The sequence below is a fragment of the Halobacteriovorax vibrionivorans genome (genome assembly GCF_003346865.1).
Classification (GTDB): domain Bacteria; phylum Bdellovibrionota; class Bacteriovoracia; order Bacteriovoracales; family Bacteriovoracaceae; genus Halobacteriovorax_A; species Halobacteriovorax_A vibrionivorans.
On sequence record NZ_QDKL01000002.1, the window covers coordinates 377,285 to 393,188 of the forward strand.

The following is a 15,904-nucleotide window of genomic DNA, read 5'->3' on the forward strand; positions in this document are numbered from 1 at the left end:
AATGCTTAAGTGTTAAAAATCTAGTGTCAATCTAGGAGATAGAAGGTATTTGAATCACAAATCTCGTATTAGAGGATGATGTATCAACAAATAGACGCCCGCGGTGATGCTCGATAATATTCTTACAAATACTTAAGCCTAAACCAGTCCCCTTCTTATCAACTTTCGTTGTAAAAAACGGCTCCATTATGCGCTCACGTATCTCTTGAGGAATACCATCTCCGGAGTCAGTTACTGAGATTTCCACCATGTCATTATCTCTTTTCCCCTCTAATTTAATCCAACGCTTCCCTTCACTTTCTACCAATTCATCAAAGGCATTATTTAAAAGGTTTAGAATTACTTGAGATATCTGAACAGCGCCGCCAGTAACCTTAAGATCATTTGCGATATTTACCTTGAAATCAATTTCATTATCTTTGAATCTTGCCTGACAGATTGAGATAACATCATCAATGGCCTCACGTATATTTACGAGCTCAGGAGAAAGCGAATCATCTTCTTTTGCTAATTGCTTTAGTCCTTGAATTATCTTTGTAATTCTCTGAACTGTATCTTTAATTTTCTGGGCCGACTTTTCAACTGTTTCATTATCTGCATTCTGTTTCAAACGGTGGGCCGATAGATCAATAATAGTAAGAGGGTTATTGATCTCATGAGCTATTCCACTTGCCATTTCACCAATAGAAGCTAGTTTTGCAGAGTTAATAAGTTTGGATTGCTGCTCAATAAGCTGCTTTGTTCTATCCTCAACTCTTTTTTCTAATTCTTCATTAATACGCAGAACTGCTTTCTTATGATTTTTTTGCTGATTAAAATAATATGAAAGAATAAAAACACTTGAGATTAAACTTATAAATGAAAAGAGAATAATCCAAAACTCAATTGTATATTCTTGATAAAATTTTTGAAGTTTATTCTTCTGGTTAATGATTTGTGCATTCTCAGGAAGCTTAGAAATATCAATATTGTATTTAACTATTTTTTGATAATCAAAGAGGATTGGGGCAGGAGCCTTTAAAACGATAGGCAATTCATCGACATTGCGACCCGCTATAATATGATTGGCCAAAATTGCAGCTTGCTCTCCATAAACCTCGCTACTTACAAAGTAGCCTCCAGTTAATCCATGAGGTAAATAGTATTTCAAAAAACCATAAATTGGAATTCCTGCGTAACCACTCATACTTTCTAAGCTTTTTTCAAAGTTTAGAAAAGTACCATTCTTATCACGTGAGAATGCTCCAAACAAAATAAAAGAATTTTCATCTAGTTCACCAAGCTTCTTATATAAGTCTTGTATTGCATAATCTTCAAGATAAACGATTTCCTGTGAAGGCTTAAACTCTTCAAAAGCTTTTTTAAATTCTTGTTTTAAATAGAGACCTGAATTTTCATGTATAGAGTTTAGAATATAGATCTTTTTAGCTTTAGGATGAATCTTTAGGCCTGTTTTTACCATTTTTATAATCTCAAATGATTCGACAACACCAGTGTAGCCACCTACTTTCTCATATTCATCAAATCTCTTATCATTGACTCCATTTAGGCCGGTAAATACGACAGGTGCATTTCTAAATATTGAGCTTCGATTCTTCATAGCAAAATGAAATGCATTATCATCAGTAGTAATAATTAAATTAATCTTAGTCTTTTGATATTTTTGTTTATAAAAATCTTCCAAGCTTTTTAGGTACTCCTGTGAAGAGCGCCTTTTTGTATCCATATACTCGGAGTAAGTAATTATTCTATAGTTTTCATCATCTATATTCTTACGAATGGAGTGATCTAATTGTGAAGTCCAAGAACTATCAGGAGAATACGAATGAAGTATTAAAATATGAAAGGAGTCGGCCGCCTTGGAAAACACCTGACTAGAGAAAGCAAAGAACAAAAATATTGAATATAAAGTTACTTTTAAATTAACCACTCTTATTTTTATCATTTTAAACAACTTTTGTACCCATAAATCGCCATCCGCACAGCGTCAATACAAGTTAAACGAGACATCACATAATGGACTTATGACTCATGATGAATTCTTATTAAAGATTAAAGAGTGCGACACACTGCAAATAATTGGCCCTATGCTGAGCGATACTTCAATTTTAAATAGTGAGCTAGCTTCTATTTATGTTGATGGTGGCCTAAACTACTACCGGCCATCTAAAATAGCCTCTCTTTCTATTGGTGATAATGATTCAAATATAAGTGATTTTAATATTGATATAAGACTTAATCCTGAAAAAGACTTATCTGACCTTGATGCCGCCCTAGAGCTTATTCCCAATAATATTACAAATTTGTACTTCTTTGGCTTTAGTGGCGGAAGAGCCGATCACCAACTCTTTAATTTAGGCTCTATTCATCATTTTTTAAAAGATAGTAAAAATCGACGTATTTGTTATATCGATAGGAATATTCAAGTTATATCAGCTGGACATCATATTATAAAACAAGACGGGCCCTTTTCAATTATTAGCCTAGAAAAGCAAAAAATTAAAATTTATGGTGAGTGTAAATATAAATTACGAGATTGGACCAGTGTTGAAGCGCTAAGTAGCCTTACTCTTTCAAATATTGGAAATGGAGAAGTCCACTTAGAAAGTGAACTCCCCCTTTTCATCTACCTTGATTAGTGTGAAGACTTATCACTGCTATCGGCAAATAATTTCACGAAGCTTTCATTAGCATCCGATACATTTATTCGCTTTGACTTGTTCTCAGCGCTTTTTGGTAAAGCTAAATACAAGATACCATCTTGCATTTGAGCTTGAACCTCATCACGATTTATTGTCTGAGGAACAGTGATGCTTCGAGAGATTCTTCTTGTTTCTCCCCCACCATTTTCAAATAATGTTTTACGAGTTGCTTCAATTGTAACGAGTCCATTATCAACCTGAATATTCAAGTCTTCCTTTTTTACTCCAGGCATATCAACACTTAGTAAATAAGCATTATCCGTTTCTTTCATTTCACCAAAGCCTGCACTTTCACTTGAAAGACCACGTCCCTGCCAAATATCCTCTAAACCATTGATCATCTCTCTGAAGTCGCTATCAATTGAATCTCCAGAAAAAAAGCTCGATGCGAGATTGGAATTTCTACGTGGAATAATTGAACGTCTCATCATATTCGCCTCCTAGTTTTAAATTAATAAGACGATTGAGATTTTAGCACTGTGAAAAAAGGAGCTAAACTTAAGAGATTTTTAAATGATTCAAATAATTATTAAATGACCTCATGACCCATAAATGAACAACTGCTTGTGTATAGCGATAAAGATACCAAGGTAAATATGGCCTAAATTCATTAACCGATACTATTGTGTAGCGTCCTTCGGCAACAGCGCGAAACTCGAGCCAGCCAGTATTCTTTGAGCCAGACAATAGACCTCCTACAATATGAAATTTAACTCGATTAAGGTTTGAGGTATTTGAGATTTTCTTAAGAGCAAGTAGAGACTTTTTTAACCCTATCAATTTGAATTTAACAATCTCATCATCTTGCTCCACATAAACAATCGAGTGAATATAGCGTGGGAGCCAATTCATATACTCTTGGGCCACTCTTTGCATATCTAAATGAGACGGATTGTCTAAGCGCTGAATTGATCGGACATTCTTATGTTCAAATCGACGCTTTTTATAACGTTTTGATTTTTCAAACTTATTAGTTGAGATCTTCTCTAGCATAGACTTATATGTTGGATAATTTATACAGTCCTTAATATCTTCATTCACCTCAACTACTGGTAAATGACATTTAAGGCTATCCACAAGAGGAGCAACTAATTCAAAAGGGGCCTCACCAAAAGTACTCACCCACCATTTTGAAAGGCTTAAATAATTAATTGGAACAGGTATCATTAGACACTTCTTTCCAATATGAGTGGCCGTCTCTCTTATTAATTGTTCATAAGTGACCTTTTCGCCATTAACAATATTAAGGCACTTATTATAGAACTTTGGGTTGCCTACTACTTTTTTGAAAATATCTGTTAAGTCATCTATATAAACAAGCTGAGTACGACTCTTCGTCCAGGATGGCAGAATCATTGCAGGAAGGTTTAGAACAAGATTTTTTAAAATTTCAAAAGAAGATCCACCATTTCCAACAATCATTCCCGCTCTTAAAATTGTCGTAGGGATTTTACAAGTCTGGAAAACTTCTTCAACTTCTAAACGACTTTTTAAGTGAGTACTTGTTTCTCCATCCGGAACTAACCCACCAAGATAAACGATCTGCTTTACATTATTTTTTACACAGGCCTTGGCAAAGTTATCTGCTAGTACTAAATCTGTATCTTGAAAACTTCCTTGAAATAATTTTGATGATGGCAACATTGAATGGACAAGGTATACTGCAACATCAGTATCTTCTAGAGAATTTTTAATACTCTGGTAAGAGAAAAGATCACATGACCTCCACTCAAAACTCGCCTCATTCGGACGATTAGAGGAACTACGAGATCGACCAAGGCCTCTAACATCATGAATCCCATTAAGTTTTTGAATAAGATGATGACCTATAAAGCCAGAAGCACCAGCGATAGTAATTTTCATTATTAAAAGATATCATAAAAAAAGCCTAGGCAATACCTAGGCTTAGTTAATTTATGTCGAATGAATAGATTTTAAGAAATTATGACTCTAGCATCATCTCATCAGAGCTCTCTTCTTCTGTTGATTCCTCTTTAGCAGGTGGTCGACATATAGCAATAACTTCTTCCATGTCCATCATTGCCTCAACCTTCTTAGGTAACTTCATATCAGCTACGGTTAAATTCTCCGCAATATCAAGCCCTGAAACATCAATTTCAACCTTTGCAGGCATATCTTTTGGAGTACCGCTAAGAGTGATATTATCGTGCATTAAAACAAGCACACCACCTTTCTTACGTCCAGCTGGCTCACCCATTGCAACAATAGGTACTTCAACCTCATTTGTTTCACCTTTAGGTAATTCAACAAGAGAGAAGTGAACAAGTTCCTTTGAAACAGGGTCTCTTTGTATTTCTTCAAACTTTACAAAGATAGTACGTTTCTTTGACTTAACTTCATAGACCTCACCTGTTTTACTGATGGCCTTTTTAAGGTCTAATTCAGATGCTCTAACAGGAGTATTCTCAACATTTGGTCCATACATTGTCCCTGGGATTAATCCCATATCACGTAATTCGTGAGTCTTTGTATGTAGATCACGATCTTCTATTTTTAGTTGAGTTAATTTATTAGTCATTTTGCTCATAACCATCCTTTTTTTTGTTGAACGATTTCTATTTGTTAGTAATAACCTAACGCAAATAGACTTATAAATTAAATGCATATAAGATTATGGATATATAATGTTAAATCTATATAGGTGCTTTATGTATAAGATCAATTTCAATCATCTCAAGTACTTCCTGACAATTGCAGAAGAGGGCTCAATTGTTAAAGCTTCTAAGAGGCTTAATATTACTCAACCAGCACTGAGTCATCAATTGCGTTTACTAGAAGAAGATCTTGAGAAGAAACTATTTGACCGCTTGGGCAAGAAGCTTGTTTTAAACGACAATGGAATTGTCGTTATGGAGTATGCACGAAAAATCTTTCGACACTCAGAGGAGATGATTCAATATCTCAAGTCTAATAATGATGATTTTATAACAATTATAAAAGTTGGAACTGTTCCATGGGTACCTAATGATGTTATCTATGACTTTCTAAAACCACTTATCATCAATCCACATTTAAAAATACAAATCTATCAAAAGGACCTCGACTCCCTTTATAAAGATATAGCAAATAACAAACTAGACTTAATCCTCTCGGATACTGAGTATACAGGCCGCTCAAAGAAGCTCATTGCTCACAAATTAAAGGCAGAACCATTAGTTTGTGTTGCAGCTTCTAAAAATAGCTTTAAGGGAAAATTTCCAAATTGCTTAAGTAATAAGAAAGTAATTAATTATCCAGAGATCTGTGTACTTGGACGCAATATTGAAGACTATTTTGAAATTAATAATCTTTCGGTAAAGATTGTTAGTGAATTTACAGACTCATCTTTAATAAAGTCTGCTGTCGAGCACGGTGGAGTTGCCGCATTTCTACCTAGAAGTGTTGTAAAGCAAAGCTTGAAAGAGAAGAGGTTGATAAAGCTTGGACAAGATAAGAATCTAGTCTTTAACTTATGGGCCATCACAAGTGGAGATATTTCAAAAGAAAATGCTCTTGCTCAAAGAATTGTAAAATATAGAGGCAGTTAAACAAGAGGTAGGTTTAGAGTTACTCGAGACCCACAATCTGGTAAGTTTTCAATTAATAATTTTGCGTTATGTTTTTCCAAGAATGAATGAACTAATTTTAAGCCAATACCAGTTCCCTTCTCACCTTTCGTTCCTTGCTTAACATGGAATGTGTTACCACTTGCAAGTCCATTGATGACAACATCAGGAACGCCTTCTCCTTGATCAACAACTTCAATCTGATATCCATTTTCATCATGTTGACCTTTGACATTAATCTTTCCACCTTCAGGAGTGAATTTGATTGCGTTGGAAATAATATTTCTAATACAAGTCTCAATCATAACGCTATCGTGATTTAGAACATAATCTTCAAGGTCGACATCAATATCAAGTTCTTTTGTCTGGGCCAATTCAATTGCAAATTCAATGGCCTTCTCAATTGTTGGCTTTATATTTGTATCTTTTGGATCATAGCCTAAACTTTCATTACTTGTTATGGCCCAAGATAAGAGGTCTCTTAAGAGATTATCTGTTTTACGAGCTGCTTTTAAAATTCTATTTTGATAGCTTTGAATTCTTTCCGTACTTAGTTCTCGATTTGAGCGTGTTACAGCTTGAGCTGAAGACATAATCACTTGAAGAGGACTCTTTAGATCATGTGCAATTGTTGAGATGACATCATCTTTAGTCTTATTCATTTCAGCAAGTCGTCTATTTGAAATATGAAAAAGTCGCCAAGCGCGATTAAACATAGAACGAAAAGCAAAGAGAACAATATTTAAAGAAACGAGAATAAAAACGCGATAACCATGATTTGCTAAGTCTGCTTCAGGATGTAAAAGAGGAACTGTTAAAAATACTAAAAACAAGAGAACACAATTCCAAATGATGCATTTTAGTCGCCCAGGAAGCATGACATAGAATGAAGTCGTCATAATCATAACACCAGCAAGAAGTGTTGAACTTCTTCCTTGAACCATAAATGTTAGAGCAGCAACGATAATGACTGATAGAAGTTTAATATAAAAAAGATGGACCTCAACTTTTTCACTATATGCCTTATTTCTCCACGAATAAACAAAGTAGAGTCCATATGCTACAAGCCCCACTCTTAGAGCTGTAAGTATATTGGGAGAACCATAAAAGAATGTCCTTTGGTAATCAGCGAAAAGGCCAGCAAAAAGCATCAAAATACAACAAGTGAGATAAGAGTAACGAGTATAGAAAGAGTCCTTATTCCAAGCATTTTCTAAATACTCTCTCTCTTCTTCAGAGTTTTTAAACTCTCCAAAGACATTTATAAATTGATCCAAAATTAAGTCCTACTGAAAAATATTTAAACTTAGTTACAATAAATTTTAATTAATGGCGACAGAAAAAATCATATCTAAGAATATTATACAATCGGGCCTAGCGGTCTCAAAGTTCTTTAATATTAAACACTTAGAACAGTTAAGGATATGAATTATTTTATAAAACTCACATACATGTACACGTTCATAATCAAGATTATAAGTAGTTACAAAACCATTCCCAAGACAGTCTAAATATCTAAAGGAAACGTAATTTATTTACATGATTAGAGAAGGGGTCAATTTTTCCGTTTTAAATTTAGACGGCCTAGAAAAATGTTTCAAAATCCCCTAATCAAATAAGTAAAATGTTAGTTTTCCTTATGAATAATTTTCTAGCAACTCTACTATTGTCCACAGCTCTATTAAACCTAAACTCTTTTGCCAAAGAAGATCATCAAAGCTTTTTAAAAATCTCAATGGAGGTTCAACAAGAACTGCAATGTGAGAGAGAGTTTCAAATTATTAATAAGGCCTTTAAAGTTCGTTCTAAGGATTTTGTGGATTGCGAAGATGCCTTTTGGGCCGATAGGGCCATGAGTAAAGTTAAACAAATTTCAAATATATCACCTAAGGTTAATCTTGAATTACTTGCAAGAGACAGTGGTGCCTCATTTGATATAGGAAGCACTATTCGCCTTCCCTTAAGACTTACCTTTTCAAATCGATGGGGACAAGTATATGACTCTCTTAGCCTAGGAACGGATGCCATCCTCTACCATGAGTATTCACATGCAATTTTTGGCGAGGTCATTGGAAAGAAGTTTTATCCACAGTTTAAGGCCATGGCAGAAACCTTATCACGATACAAAATAGCTCTTCAAAACGCCTATGCCACAGGAAACTATGGCAACGCTGTTAAGTACTACGAAAACCAGATAAAGAGACTACAAGAGAAAATGAAAACTCATCATGAAATTGAGTATTATCATTTATCATCATCGTATAATGAATTCTTTGCTGACCTTGTTGCGGTCTTAGTAACAAATAACGCTAATAGTATATTCAATGCTCTCTACTATGATGAGATGAGTGATCAGAGCTATCAAATGATTAAGCTTAGGTCTTTTGAAGATCAGTCAACAAACTACGATAATCGACTACTAAATGAGATCCATGGGGAACTGGCCCTAGCAAGACAATTTATTGGTAAAACAGTACTAAATGAGATTTTTTCAATTAGAGATGAAAAGTTAGCGAATCAGAGAAAGAAAGCACTTCTTGATAATGTTCTTAAGGCAATTGATAACCAAATGACGAAGAGAATTGAGCTTAATGACTTTGGAATTTCACCAAAGAAAAACAATGAAAAGTTAATTAAAGAGCTAAAAGAAGTTCTAAAGCTAGAAGTATAATAAGCTAAGCAAAGCTCTCGCCCATTAACGCACACCCTAATAAGAGGTTTAACTTAAAATCTTTACAAGATTAAATTGACGCTCTATGCCCCTAACATTTATTATTTTCTACAGGAATCGTTTAGGAGCATTTCATTAGCATCGACTTATTTAAATACTTTTATCCAGCTTCTGCATATGACCAAGAAGATGAGTTAGCGGCTATCCAAAAGAGATATCAGGCGCGCCTTATCACTTTTTCAACAATCACACTTCTAATACACTTTATAACAATAATTTTAATTATTTTCTCTCAAATTCAATTTACGACGAATTTTATATACACTGAAGCATTAGTGATTCCATTGTGTCTATTCTCCTTATACACATATAAGAAATACGACAATCTTCTCACATATCGAGTTCTTTTATACATTACAACATTTGTACTCTTAAATTATCGTATTTATGTCATGCAGTCCCACTCGACAGAATTACTGACATGGACTCTCGCTTTCTTCATCGTCATGGTTTACACGACAAGCTTAAAAGTTGCCATTACTATATTGATAAGTAATTTATCGCTAATAGTTTATAATACACAATATGGTGAAGCCTATGTGTGGCTACTACCACTAAAATATCAATTAATAATTCATAAGATCTACCCCACCCTAATTATTGCCTTTATCCTTTTCTATAAAAAATTGTCAGAAGTTGCCAAGACAAACGAACTAGAGCGTTTTAATAAAAGAGACGTGATATCAAAAATGATAATCACTTTATCTCATGAAATTAATAATCCATTGGCAATCGCAAAACTCACTGTAAATAAACTTAAAAGAAAAAGTGAAAATGAAATTATGAATAAGATGGATGAAAACCTAGATCAGATTTCTAAAATCACACATCTTATAAAAGACATAAGCGACTTGAAAGAAGTGGAGCATGGTGACAGAAGAATCTTCGATCTCTATAGTACTATCAGTACAAAAGATAAGTCGGCAAAGACTTAGGAGAATTTTATAAAAAAGGACCTGTTAAATTACTTTTATCCAAAGTCTGCATTTGATCGTGAAGATGAACTTGCTGCAATTGAAAAGAGATACCAAGCGAGGTTAATTTCTTTTACGGTTATGACCTTAGTAATTAACTTTGCATTAATTCTCTTAATTTTCTTCTTTCAAATTGAAACGAATTCATTCTTCATTCTAGGCTCATCACTCGTTATCCCGGCCGGGATATGCACTCTCTATCTCTACAAGAAATATGATAGTACCTTTTTATTTCGCTTATATATATTCTTTATTACTTTTGTCCTTTTAAACTACAGAGCCTATGAACTACAATCACATTCAAGTGCATTACTTCCATGGTTTATTGCTTTCTTTGTTATTAGTGTTCAGACAGTAGATTATAAGTCTTCATTTCTCATACTTGTGAGTAATCTCCTTGTAATGAGTTATGGCTACTTCTATGGGACTGTCTTCGAAGGTTTCCTCGCGCTGAAATATCAGATAATCGTCAACCAGATATATCCAACACTTCTTATCGTTATCTTTTTGCTTTATAAGAAATTAATAGAAAGATTAAAGGAAAAAGAAGTTGAACTGTTCCAAAAGAAAGACGTTATATCTAAAATGATTATTACCCTATCTCGAGAAATTAACTCACCTCTTACAGTTGCAAAGCTTACTGTTAATAAGCTTAGAAGAGAATGTGATGATGAATCAGTGGATCGAATTGAAGAGAGTCTAAATCGAATCACAAAAGTCACTCATCTAATCGAGGATATTAACGAGCTAAAAGAAGTGGAATATGGTGAAGGAAAAATGTATGACCTTTATAACTCTGTCAGAAATAAAGGTCGTTCAAAAAAAGATATTCTATCTTAACTTAGCGATCAAGCAGAACTGACAAGTATAAGAGATCATAATAAGTTGCCAAAAAGAGGTCTGGATCCCTTTGAGAAAGGTCTCGATAATACCTCTTTGCTTCCTCACTTCCCTCTTTAAATGACTTATTAAGGGCCTGGAAACTGCGACTATTTATTGCATGATGCTCAACAACTTCTTTCGATAATGCCAAGGTTTGCTCTAAATTGAAGTCCATGACACCTTTTTTATAGTTCTCCAACTCTCTTTGAGCGGCAATGATAGCAGGAGTTAAGAAATAAACACTTCCACCTTTTTTTACAATCGGTCCAGCAAATGTACTGACTTTATCACTTGCGAGATAAGGTCCCATATACTGACTATATGTCTTTCGAAGTAAGCTTCTCTTTGCACCAAGATTCCTCATTCCCTTCTTTTGGGCCAGCAGGAAAAGAGCATTTACTTCAGCAAATGACTCTGCTTCATGTACTCCATGTGCAGATGGTGAAGAAGAGTAATTCTTAAGCATGAAGTTTTGATCAAGACAATGTGATAATTCATGATAAAGTGAATAAAGATATAACTCTTCGAGCGTAAAGAGATTTTCAAATCTTGAAAAATCAAAGTTCTCATAAACATCGACTTCTTTTGAGTCACCTAAAACTCTTCTGACTTCTGCTGATAGATCATTCATAATTCCATTTGGTAAAACGGCGCAGAATTTTAATTCTTTCCCCCATCCTCTTTCAAAAAAAGGTATCGCTGAAGCGGCACCATTTAATGACGTAAAGTACGGAACGAGATTAACGGCCTCATTATGTGAAAGTTCGATGTCATGAATATCTAGGGTATAATTTTTAACAATTTCAATTTGATCAGTCTCTTCTAGACCAACGAGTTTTGGCGCTATTTCATTCTTATCGAAAATGATAATAGGATACTCATAAGTATTACGATATTCCTCATTCAACTTTTCAACTTCACTACTGAGATCAAAAGCAAAACCAAGGCCATGAGTTAACATTAATAAGATAGGGACAATTAAACGGGGTAGATTCTTCATGTTAACGTTAAACCATATATAAGAGGTGAAAACATTAACTCCAGAAGAATTACATGGAGTGAATAAAAAATATGCAATAAAAAGGGGGCCTAAGCCCCCAATATTATTATGCTACCTTTATTTTTGGATTTAATTTTAAAGAGCAATTAACAGTATTTGTTACTAAACACTTATCCTTAGTTTCTTCAAGTAACTTCATATACTTATCGACATCCTTTTTATTTTTGACTACTAACTCAGGCTTAATCTCTACCGAAGTAAAGGCCATACGTCCGTCTTTACGATCTAAAGTTGCATCCGCTTTAACGTCAATTTTATCCCAGTCTAATTTTCGGGCCTTTGCCAATTCTTTAAAGCTTAATAGATAACAACTCGAAATACTTGCTGAGAATAGGTCCTCAGGTGACCACTGATTTTGATCTCCTTGAAAGTCAGGACCTTGAAACTCTCGTGGAGCTGTTGAACGAATTTTACCTTCAATTCCAGAAGCTGAAATTTCCATGTTGTCATTTTTACTTTCACCATGTGAACTCGTTGTGTAAACACTCATATTTGTCTCCAATGTTTAGTTAATAATTGGATATTAAATGAAAAACGAACTCAAATGTTTTAAATAAAACCTCATTTTTATTTAAAAAGTAAACATGTCACTGATCTTCCAGTGTTTTAATTCTTTATAATCATGTTCAAATTACATGACTTAAATTAAATTGAATTTTCCTAATCTAGGTCATCTTTTTTCTAAGGAATTTCTTCTATGATTAATCTCAATTAGGAGAAAGATATGAAATCTCATGATCTTGAAAGAAAGTACAACATCCCAGTTCCTCGCTATACAAGCTATCCTGCCGTCCCCCATTGGAATGGGGCCCCATGTGAAGGTATTTGGCTTGGACACCTTAAGGATCATTATGATCCAGCTCAGGGAGTGGAATTATACATACATGTTCCTTTCTGTGAGAAGCTTTGTTACTACTGTGGCTGCCATCGTGTTATTTCCAAGAATAAAGATCGTGGCCTTGAATATGTGAACTACCTAATAAAGGAATGGAAGCTATATAAGAAGAAGCTAGGAGATATCAAAATCGCCTCGATTCATCTAGGAGGAGGAACTCCAAACTTCTTAACAGTAGAGGCCTTTACAAATTTATTTAATGAGTTATCTCCAAGCTTCAAAGAGGAAGAATTTAAAGGATCAATAGAAATTGATCCACGTACATGCACTAAAGAACAACTCGATATGTATAAGAGCTTTGGAATTGAACGACTCTCAATGGGAGTCCAAGACTTTGATGAAAAAGTGCAACTCGCAATAGGAAGAGTTCAGCCTTATGAGAAAGTAAAAGAGCTTGTAGATTATGCTAGAGAAATTGGAATTGCAGATATAAATTTTGATTTAATCTACGGTCTTCCTTTTCAATCAACAAATACAATCACAGAAACTATAGAAAAAGTATTAACTCTGAACCCATTACAAATCGCTTTTTATAGTTATGCTCACCTTCCATCAAGAATCAAGAATCAAAGACTCATTCCAGAAGAGGGCCTACTACACGGTATGGAAAAGAGAGCACTTTATGAAAAAGGAAAAGAGCTTCTTGCCATTAATCATTACGAAGAAATTGGATTAGATCATTTTGCAAAAGATGATAGCAGCTTGGCCAAGGCCAAAAAAGAAGGTCGTTTAAGACGTAATTTTATGGGACATACACATAAGACATCGTCTATGATCATAGGTCTCGGTTGCTCATCAATCTCTTCTTCAATTAAAAGCTTTGCTCAAAATGAGAAGGAAGTTAAAGAATATTATAATAAGATTAATAGTGGCCTTCTTGCCATTAGATCTGGTCATACACAATCATCCCAAGATCTTGAAGTAGAAGAAATCATGCAAGACTTCTTTGCAACTAATAGCATTGATAAGAAATCATGGAAAAAACTTAATCATGCAAGCATCATTAAACAAAAACTAGATGAGCTGCAAGAAGATGGCCTTATCGAAGAAGGTGATCGTTTTCTCGTAACAGAAAAAGGGAGACCTTTTATGAGAAATATCGCCAGTATCTTTGATCATCATTTACTAGAATCAAAGCAAAATAGTGGCTCGACATCCCTTTAAACAGATAGGCTGACTTGCAATTCCTCCCGGGATGACGCATAATAATATGTACACAACACACATATCTATAGGGAGAATTAATGAGTCAATTATCGCCACAAATGAAAGAAGAATTACTTGCTGAAATCAAATCTCTTGAGTCACAACTGACTGGAAATATGATGGATGATATGGATATTCGTGGGCGTATCCACAACATAAAAATGAAACTTGAAGGTGTAAAACCTGTTGATAGTTTTGTTGATTGCATTGGATGTGGTTCTTAAAATAATCAAATAAATTACAGTATAAAAAAAGGCCTCAACTAAGAGGCCTTCCTTATGACAAAAAACGCGAGAGAGAGAGATGCGTTTTTATGACAGCATTAAATCTTCAAATGCAGTAAGTCCGGCCTTGGCCCCCTCACCCATTGAAATAATAATTTGCTTATACGGAACAGTTGTAACATCACCTGCCGCATAAATTCTTTCTTGATTCGTGCGACATTTATCAGTCACAATAATTTCACCAAATTTATTTTTTTCCACAAGATCACCTAAGAAAGCGGTATTTGGAACGAGCCCAATTTGGACAAAGACTCCATCGAGATCAATCTTTTTAATATCTCCAGAATCACGGTCCTCATATTCAAGGGCCACAACCTTTTCACCGTCTCCAATAACTTTATCTGTTCGAGCATTTTTAATAATTGTTACATTCTTTAGTGACTCTAACTTATCAATTAAAACTTGGTCGGCCTTTAACTCAGGAGCAAACTCCACAACCGTTACAGACTTAACAATTCCAGCAAGATCGATCGCTGCTTCAACTCCAGAGTTTCCGCCACCGATTACACTTACATCCTTGCCTTTATAATAAGGTCCATCACAGTGAGGACAATAAGCAACACCACGTCCTAGATAGTCTTTTTCTCCTTCAACTCCTAGCTCGCGCCACTTAGCACCCGTTGCAATAATAAGAGACTTTGTTTTAACCACTTCACCACTATTTAAAAATAAAGTCTTAAGCTCTCCATTTTCAATATTATCAACACGACGATGTTCTAGTAGCTTAATATCGTATTCTGAAACATGTTTTCCAAGTGCAGCTGAAAGCTCAGGGCCTTCAGTATATGGAACAGAAATAAAATTTTCGATTCCCTTAGTATCTTGCATCTGACCACCAACACGATCAGTGATAATGGCAGTCTTTAGGCCTTTTCTTGCTGTATAAACAGCAGAAGACGCACCAGCAGGTCCACCACCAATAACAATGACATCATACTCTCCAAGATCCTTAGTTTCATTTGAAGTTGAGCTCTCATCTTTGCCAAAGCGCTCTTCTAACTTCTCAAGGAGATCAACAAGTGATGACTTACCAGAATGTACAAGGTCTTTATCGTGAATAACACTTGGTACACCTTGAATTTTCAACTCCTTAATTTCGTCTTGGACGAATTCACCATCAATCATTTCATGAGTAAAATCTTCCTTATAAATGGCCATTAAGTTTAAGGCCTGAACAATATCAGGGCAGTTTTCACATGAAAGAGAAATATATGTCTTAAGATCTATTGATCCTTTAAGAGCTTTTATTCGATTAATGATCATATCATCAGGGAGCTTCCCTTTTAGATCACTATTTAAAATGGCCAGGATTAAAGAGGTAAACTCATGTCCTCCAGGGATCCCTGAAAATTTAATTCCATTTGCCTTCCCATTAACTTGAATTTCAAAATGTGGGTAATCATAAGTCTCCCCACTCGACTTTGTACTTATTTTAGGAGAAGTACCTGCGATGCTCTCTAGCATCTCTACAAGCTCTTGTTGCTTTGAATTGCTAGATTCACTGTACACAAGTCCAATCTCACTTTCTAAATTAGCATAGACTGATTTTAATTGTTCAATGATTGCGTTATCTAACATTTTGTTCTCCTTCTTCAAAAAAGGGG

At 34.8% G+C, this 15,904-nt stretch carries 15 protein-coding genes; 7 read left to right on the forward strand and 8 right to left on the reverse strand.

Annotated features, from left to right (window positions below; all coding sequences use genetic code 11):
• Window positions 1-31: 31 nt before the first annotated feature.
• Entirely contained in the window at window positions 32-1,726 is a 1,695-nt protein-coding gene (locus DAY19_RS07580) for a sensor histidine kinase (protein WP_158536835.1), read from the reverse strand.
• Between the two features lie 298 nt (window positions 1,727-2,024).
• Between DAY19_RS07580 and DAY19_RS07585 the strand changes: the two genes are divergently transcribed.
• On the forward strand, window positions 2,025-2,639 hold the full coding sequence (locus DAY19_RS07585; protein WP_115361013.1) for a motility associated factor glycosyltransferase family protein: 615 nt from the start codon (window positions 2,025-2,027) through the stop codon (window positions 2,637-2,639).
• On the opposite strand, the gene DAY19_RS07590 is transcribed toward DAY19_RS07585, so the two are convergent.
• The 3 genes from DAY19_RS07590 to DAY19_RS07600 all read right to left on the reverse strand — a co-directional run bounded on the left by DAY19_RS07590 (window position 2,636) and on the right by DAY19_RS07600 (window position 5,250).
• Complete coding sequence (locus DAY19_RS07590) at window positions 2,636-3,133, reverse strand: Hsp20/alpha crystallin family protein (RefSeq protein WP_115361015.1); 498 nt, start codon at window positions 3,131-3,133, stop codon at window positions 2,636-2,638. The two genes, DAY19_RS07585 and DAY19_RS07590, sit on opposite strands and share 4 nt — an antisense overlap.
• A gap of 67 nt (window positions 3,134-3,200) precedes the next feature.
• The gene (locus tag DAY19_RS07595; protein ID WP_115361017.1) at window positions 3,201-4,565 is read right to left on the reverse strand and encodes an NAD-dependent epimerase/dehydratase family protein; all 1,365 of its coding nucleotides are present in this window, start codon (window positions 4,563-4,565) and stop codon (window positions 3,201-3,203) included.
• Window positions 4,566-4,644: 79 nt separating this feature from the next.
• Entirely contained in the window at window positions 4,645-5,250 is a 606-nt protein-coding gene (locus DAY19_RS07600) for a 50S ribosomal protein L25 (protein ID WP_158536836.1), read from the reverse strand.
• Between the two features lie 121 nt (window positions 5,251-5,371).
• Here DAY19_RS07600 and DAY19_RS07605 point away from each other — a divergent pair, with 121 nt between their 5' ends.
• Window positions 5,372-6,250 (forward strand): LysR family transcriptional regulator, encoded by an 879-nt coding sequence (locus tag DAY19_RS07605; protein ID WP_158536837.1) that lies wholly within the window; start codon window positions 5,372-5,374, stop codon window positions 6,248-6,250.
• On the opposite strand, the gene DAY19_RS07610 is transcribed toward DAY19_RS07605, so the two are convergent.
• On the reverse strand, window positions 6,247-7,545 hold the full coding sequence (locus DAY19_RS07610) for a sensor histidine kinase (RefSeq protein WP_115361024.1): 1,299 nt from the start codon (window positions 7,543-7,545) through the stop codon (window positions 6,247-6,249). The two genes, DAY19_RS07605 and DAY19_RS07610, sit on opposite strands and share 4 nt — an antisense overlap.
• Before the next feature lie 362 nt (window positions 7,546-7,907).
• Here DAY19_RS07610 and DAY19_RS07615 point away from each other — a divergent pair, with 362 nt between their 5' ends.
• From DAY19_RS07615 to DAY19_RS07625, 3 genes are all read left to right on the forward strand, one after another.
• Window positions 7,908-8,939, forward strand: a complete 1,032-nt coding sequence (locus DAY19_RS07615; RefSeq protein WP_133296912.1) for a hypothetical protein — start codon at window positions 7,908-7,910, stop codon at window positions 8,937-8,939.
• Between the two features lie 452 nt (window positions 8,940-9,391).
• Window positions 9,392-9,934: a sensor histidine kinase gene (locus DAY19_RS07620; RefSeq protein WP_115361028.1), complete on the forward strand. Its 543-nt coding sequence runs from the start codon at window positions 9,392-9,394 to the stop codon at window positions 9,932-9,934.
• A gap of 120 nt (window positions 9,935-10,054) precedes the next feature.
• Complete coding sequence (locus DAY19_RS07625) at window positions 10,055-10,813, forward strand: ATP-binding protein (RefSeq protein ID WP_115361030.1); 759 nt, start codon at window positions 10,055-10,057, stop codon at window positions 10,811-10,813.
• Window position 10,814: 1 nt separating this feature from the next.
• Here the strand turns inward: DAY19_RS07625 and DAY19_RS07630 are convergent, their stop codons facing one another.
• Both DAY19_RS07630 and DAY19_RS07635 read right to left on the reverse strand, forming a co-directional pair.
• Window positions 10,815-11,855 carry a hypothetical protein gene (locus DAY19_RS07630; protein WP_133296913.1) on the reverse strand — a complete coding sequence of 347 codons (1,041 nt, stop codon included), beginning with the start codon at window positions 11,853-11,855 and terminating at the stop codon, window positions 10,815-10,817.
• A gap of 106 nt (window positions 11,856-11,961) precedes the next feature.
• Window positions 11,962-12,405 (reverse strand): OsmC family protein, encoded by a 444-nt coding sequence (locus DAY19_RS07635; RefSeq protein WP_115361036.1) that lies wholly within the window; start codon window positions 12,403-12,405, stop codon window positions 11,962-11,964.
• A 234-nt stretch (window positions 12,406-12,639) separates the two neighbouring features.
• Between DAY19_RS07635 and hemN the strand changes: the two genes are divergently transcribed.
• Together hemN and DAY19_RS07645 are read left to right on the forward strand one after the other, a co-directional pair.
• A complete protein-coding gene (gene hemN, locus DAY19_RS07640) occupies window positions 12,640-13,974 on the forward strand; it encodes an oxygen-independent coproporphyrinogen III oxidase (RefSeq protein WP_115361038.1) in 1,335 nt (444 codons plus the stop codon).
• A gap of 80 nt (window positions 13,975-14,054) precedes the next feature.
• On the forward strand, window positions 14,055-14,240 hold the full coding sequence (locus DAY19_RS07645) for a hypothetical protein (protein ID WP_115361040.1): 186 nt from the start codon (window positions 14,055-14,057) through the stop codon (window positions 14,238-14,240).
• Window positions 14,241-14,327: 87 nt separating this feature from the next.
• Here the strand turns inward: DAY19_RS07645 and ahpF are convergent, their stop codons facing one another.
• On the reverse strand, window positions 14,328-15,878 hold the full coding sequence (ahpF, locus tag DAY19_RS07650; RefSeq protein ID WP_115361042.1) for an alkyl hydroperoxide reductase subunit F: 1,551 nt from the start codon (window positions 15,876-15,878) through the stop codon (window positions 14,328-14,330).
• Window positions 15,879-15,904 lie beyond the last annotated feature (26 nt).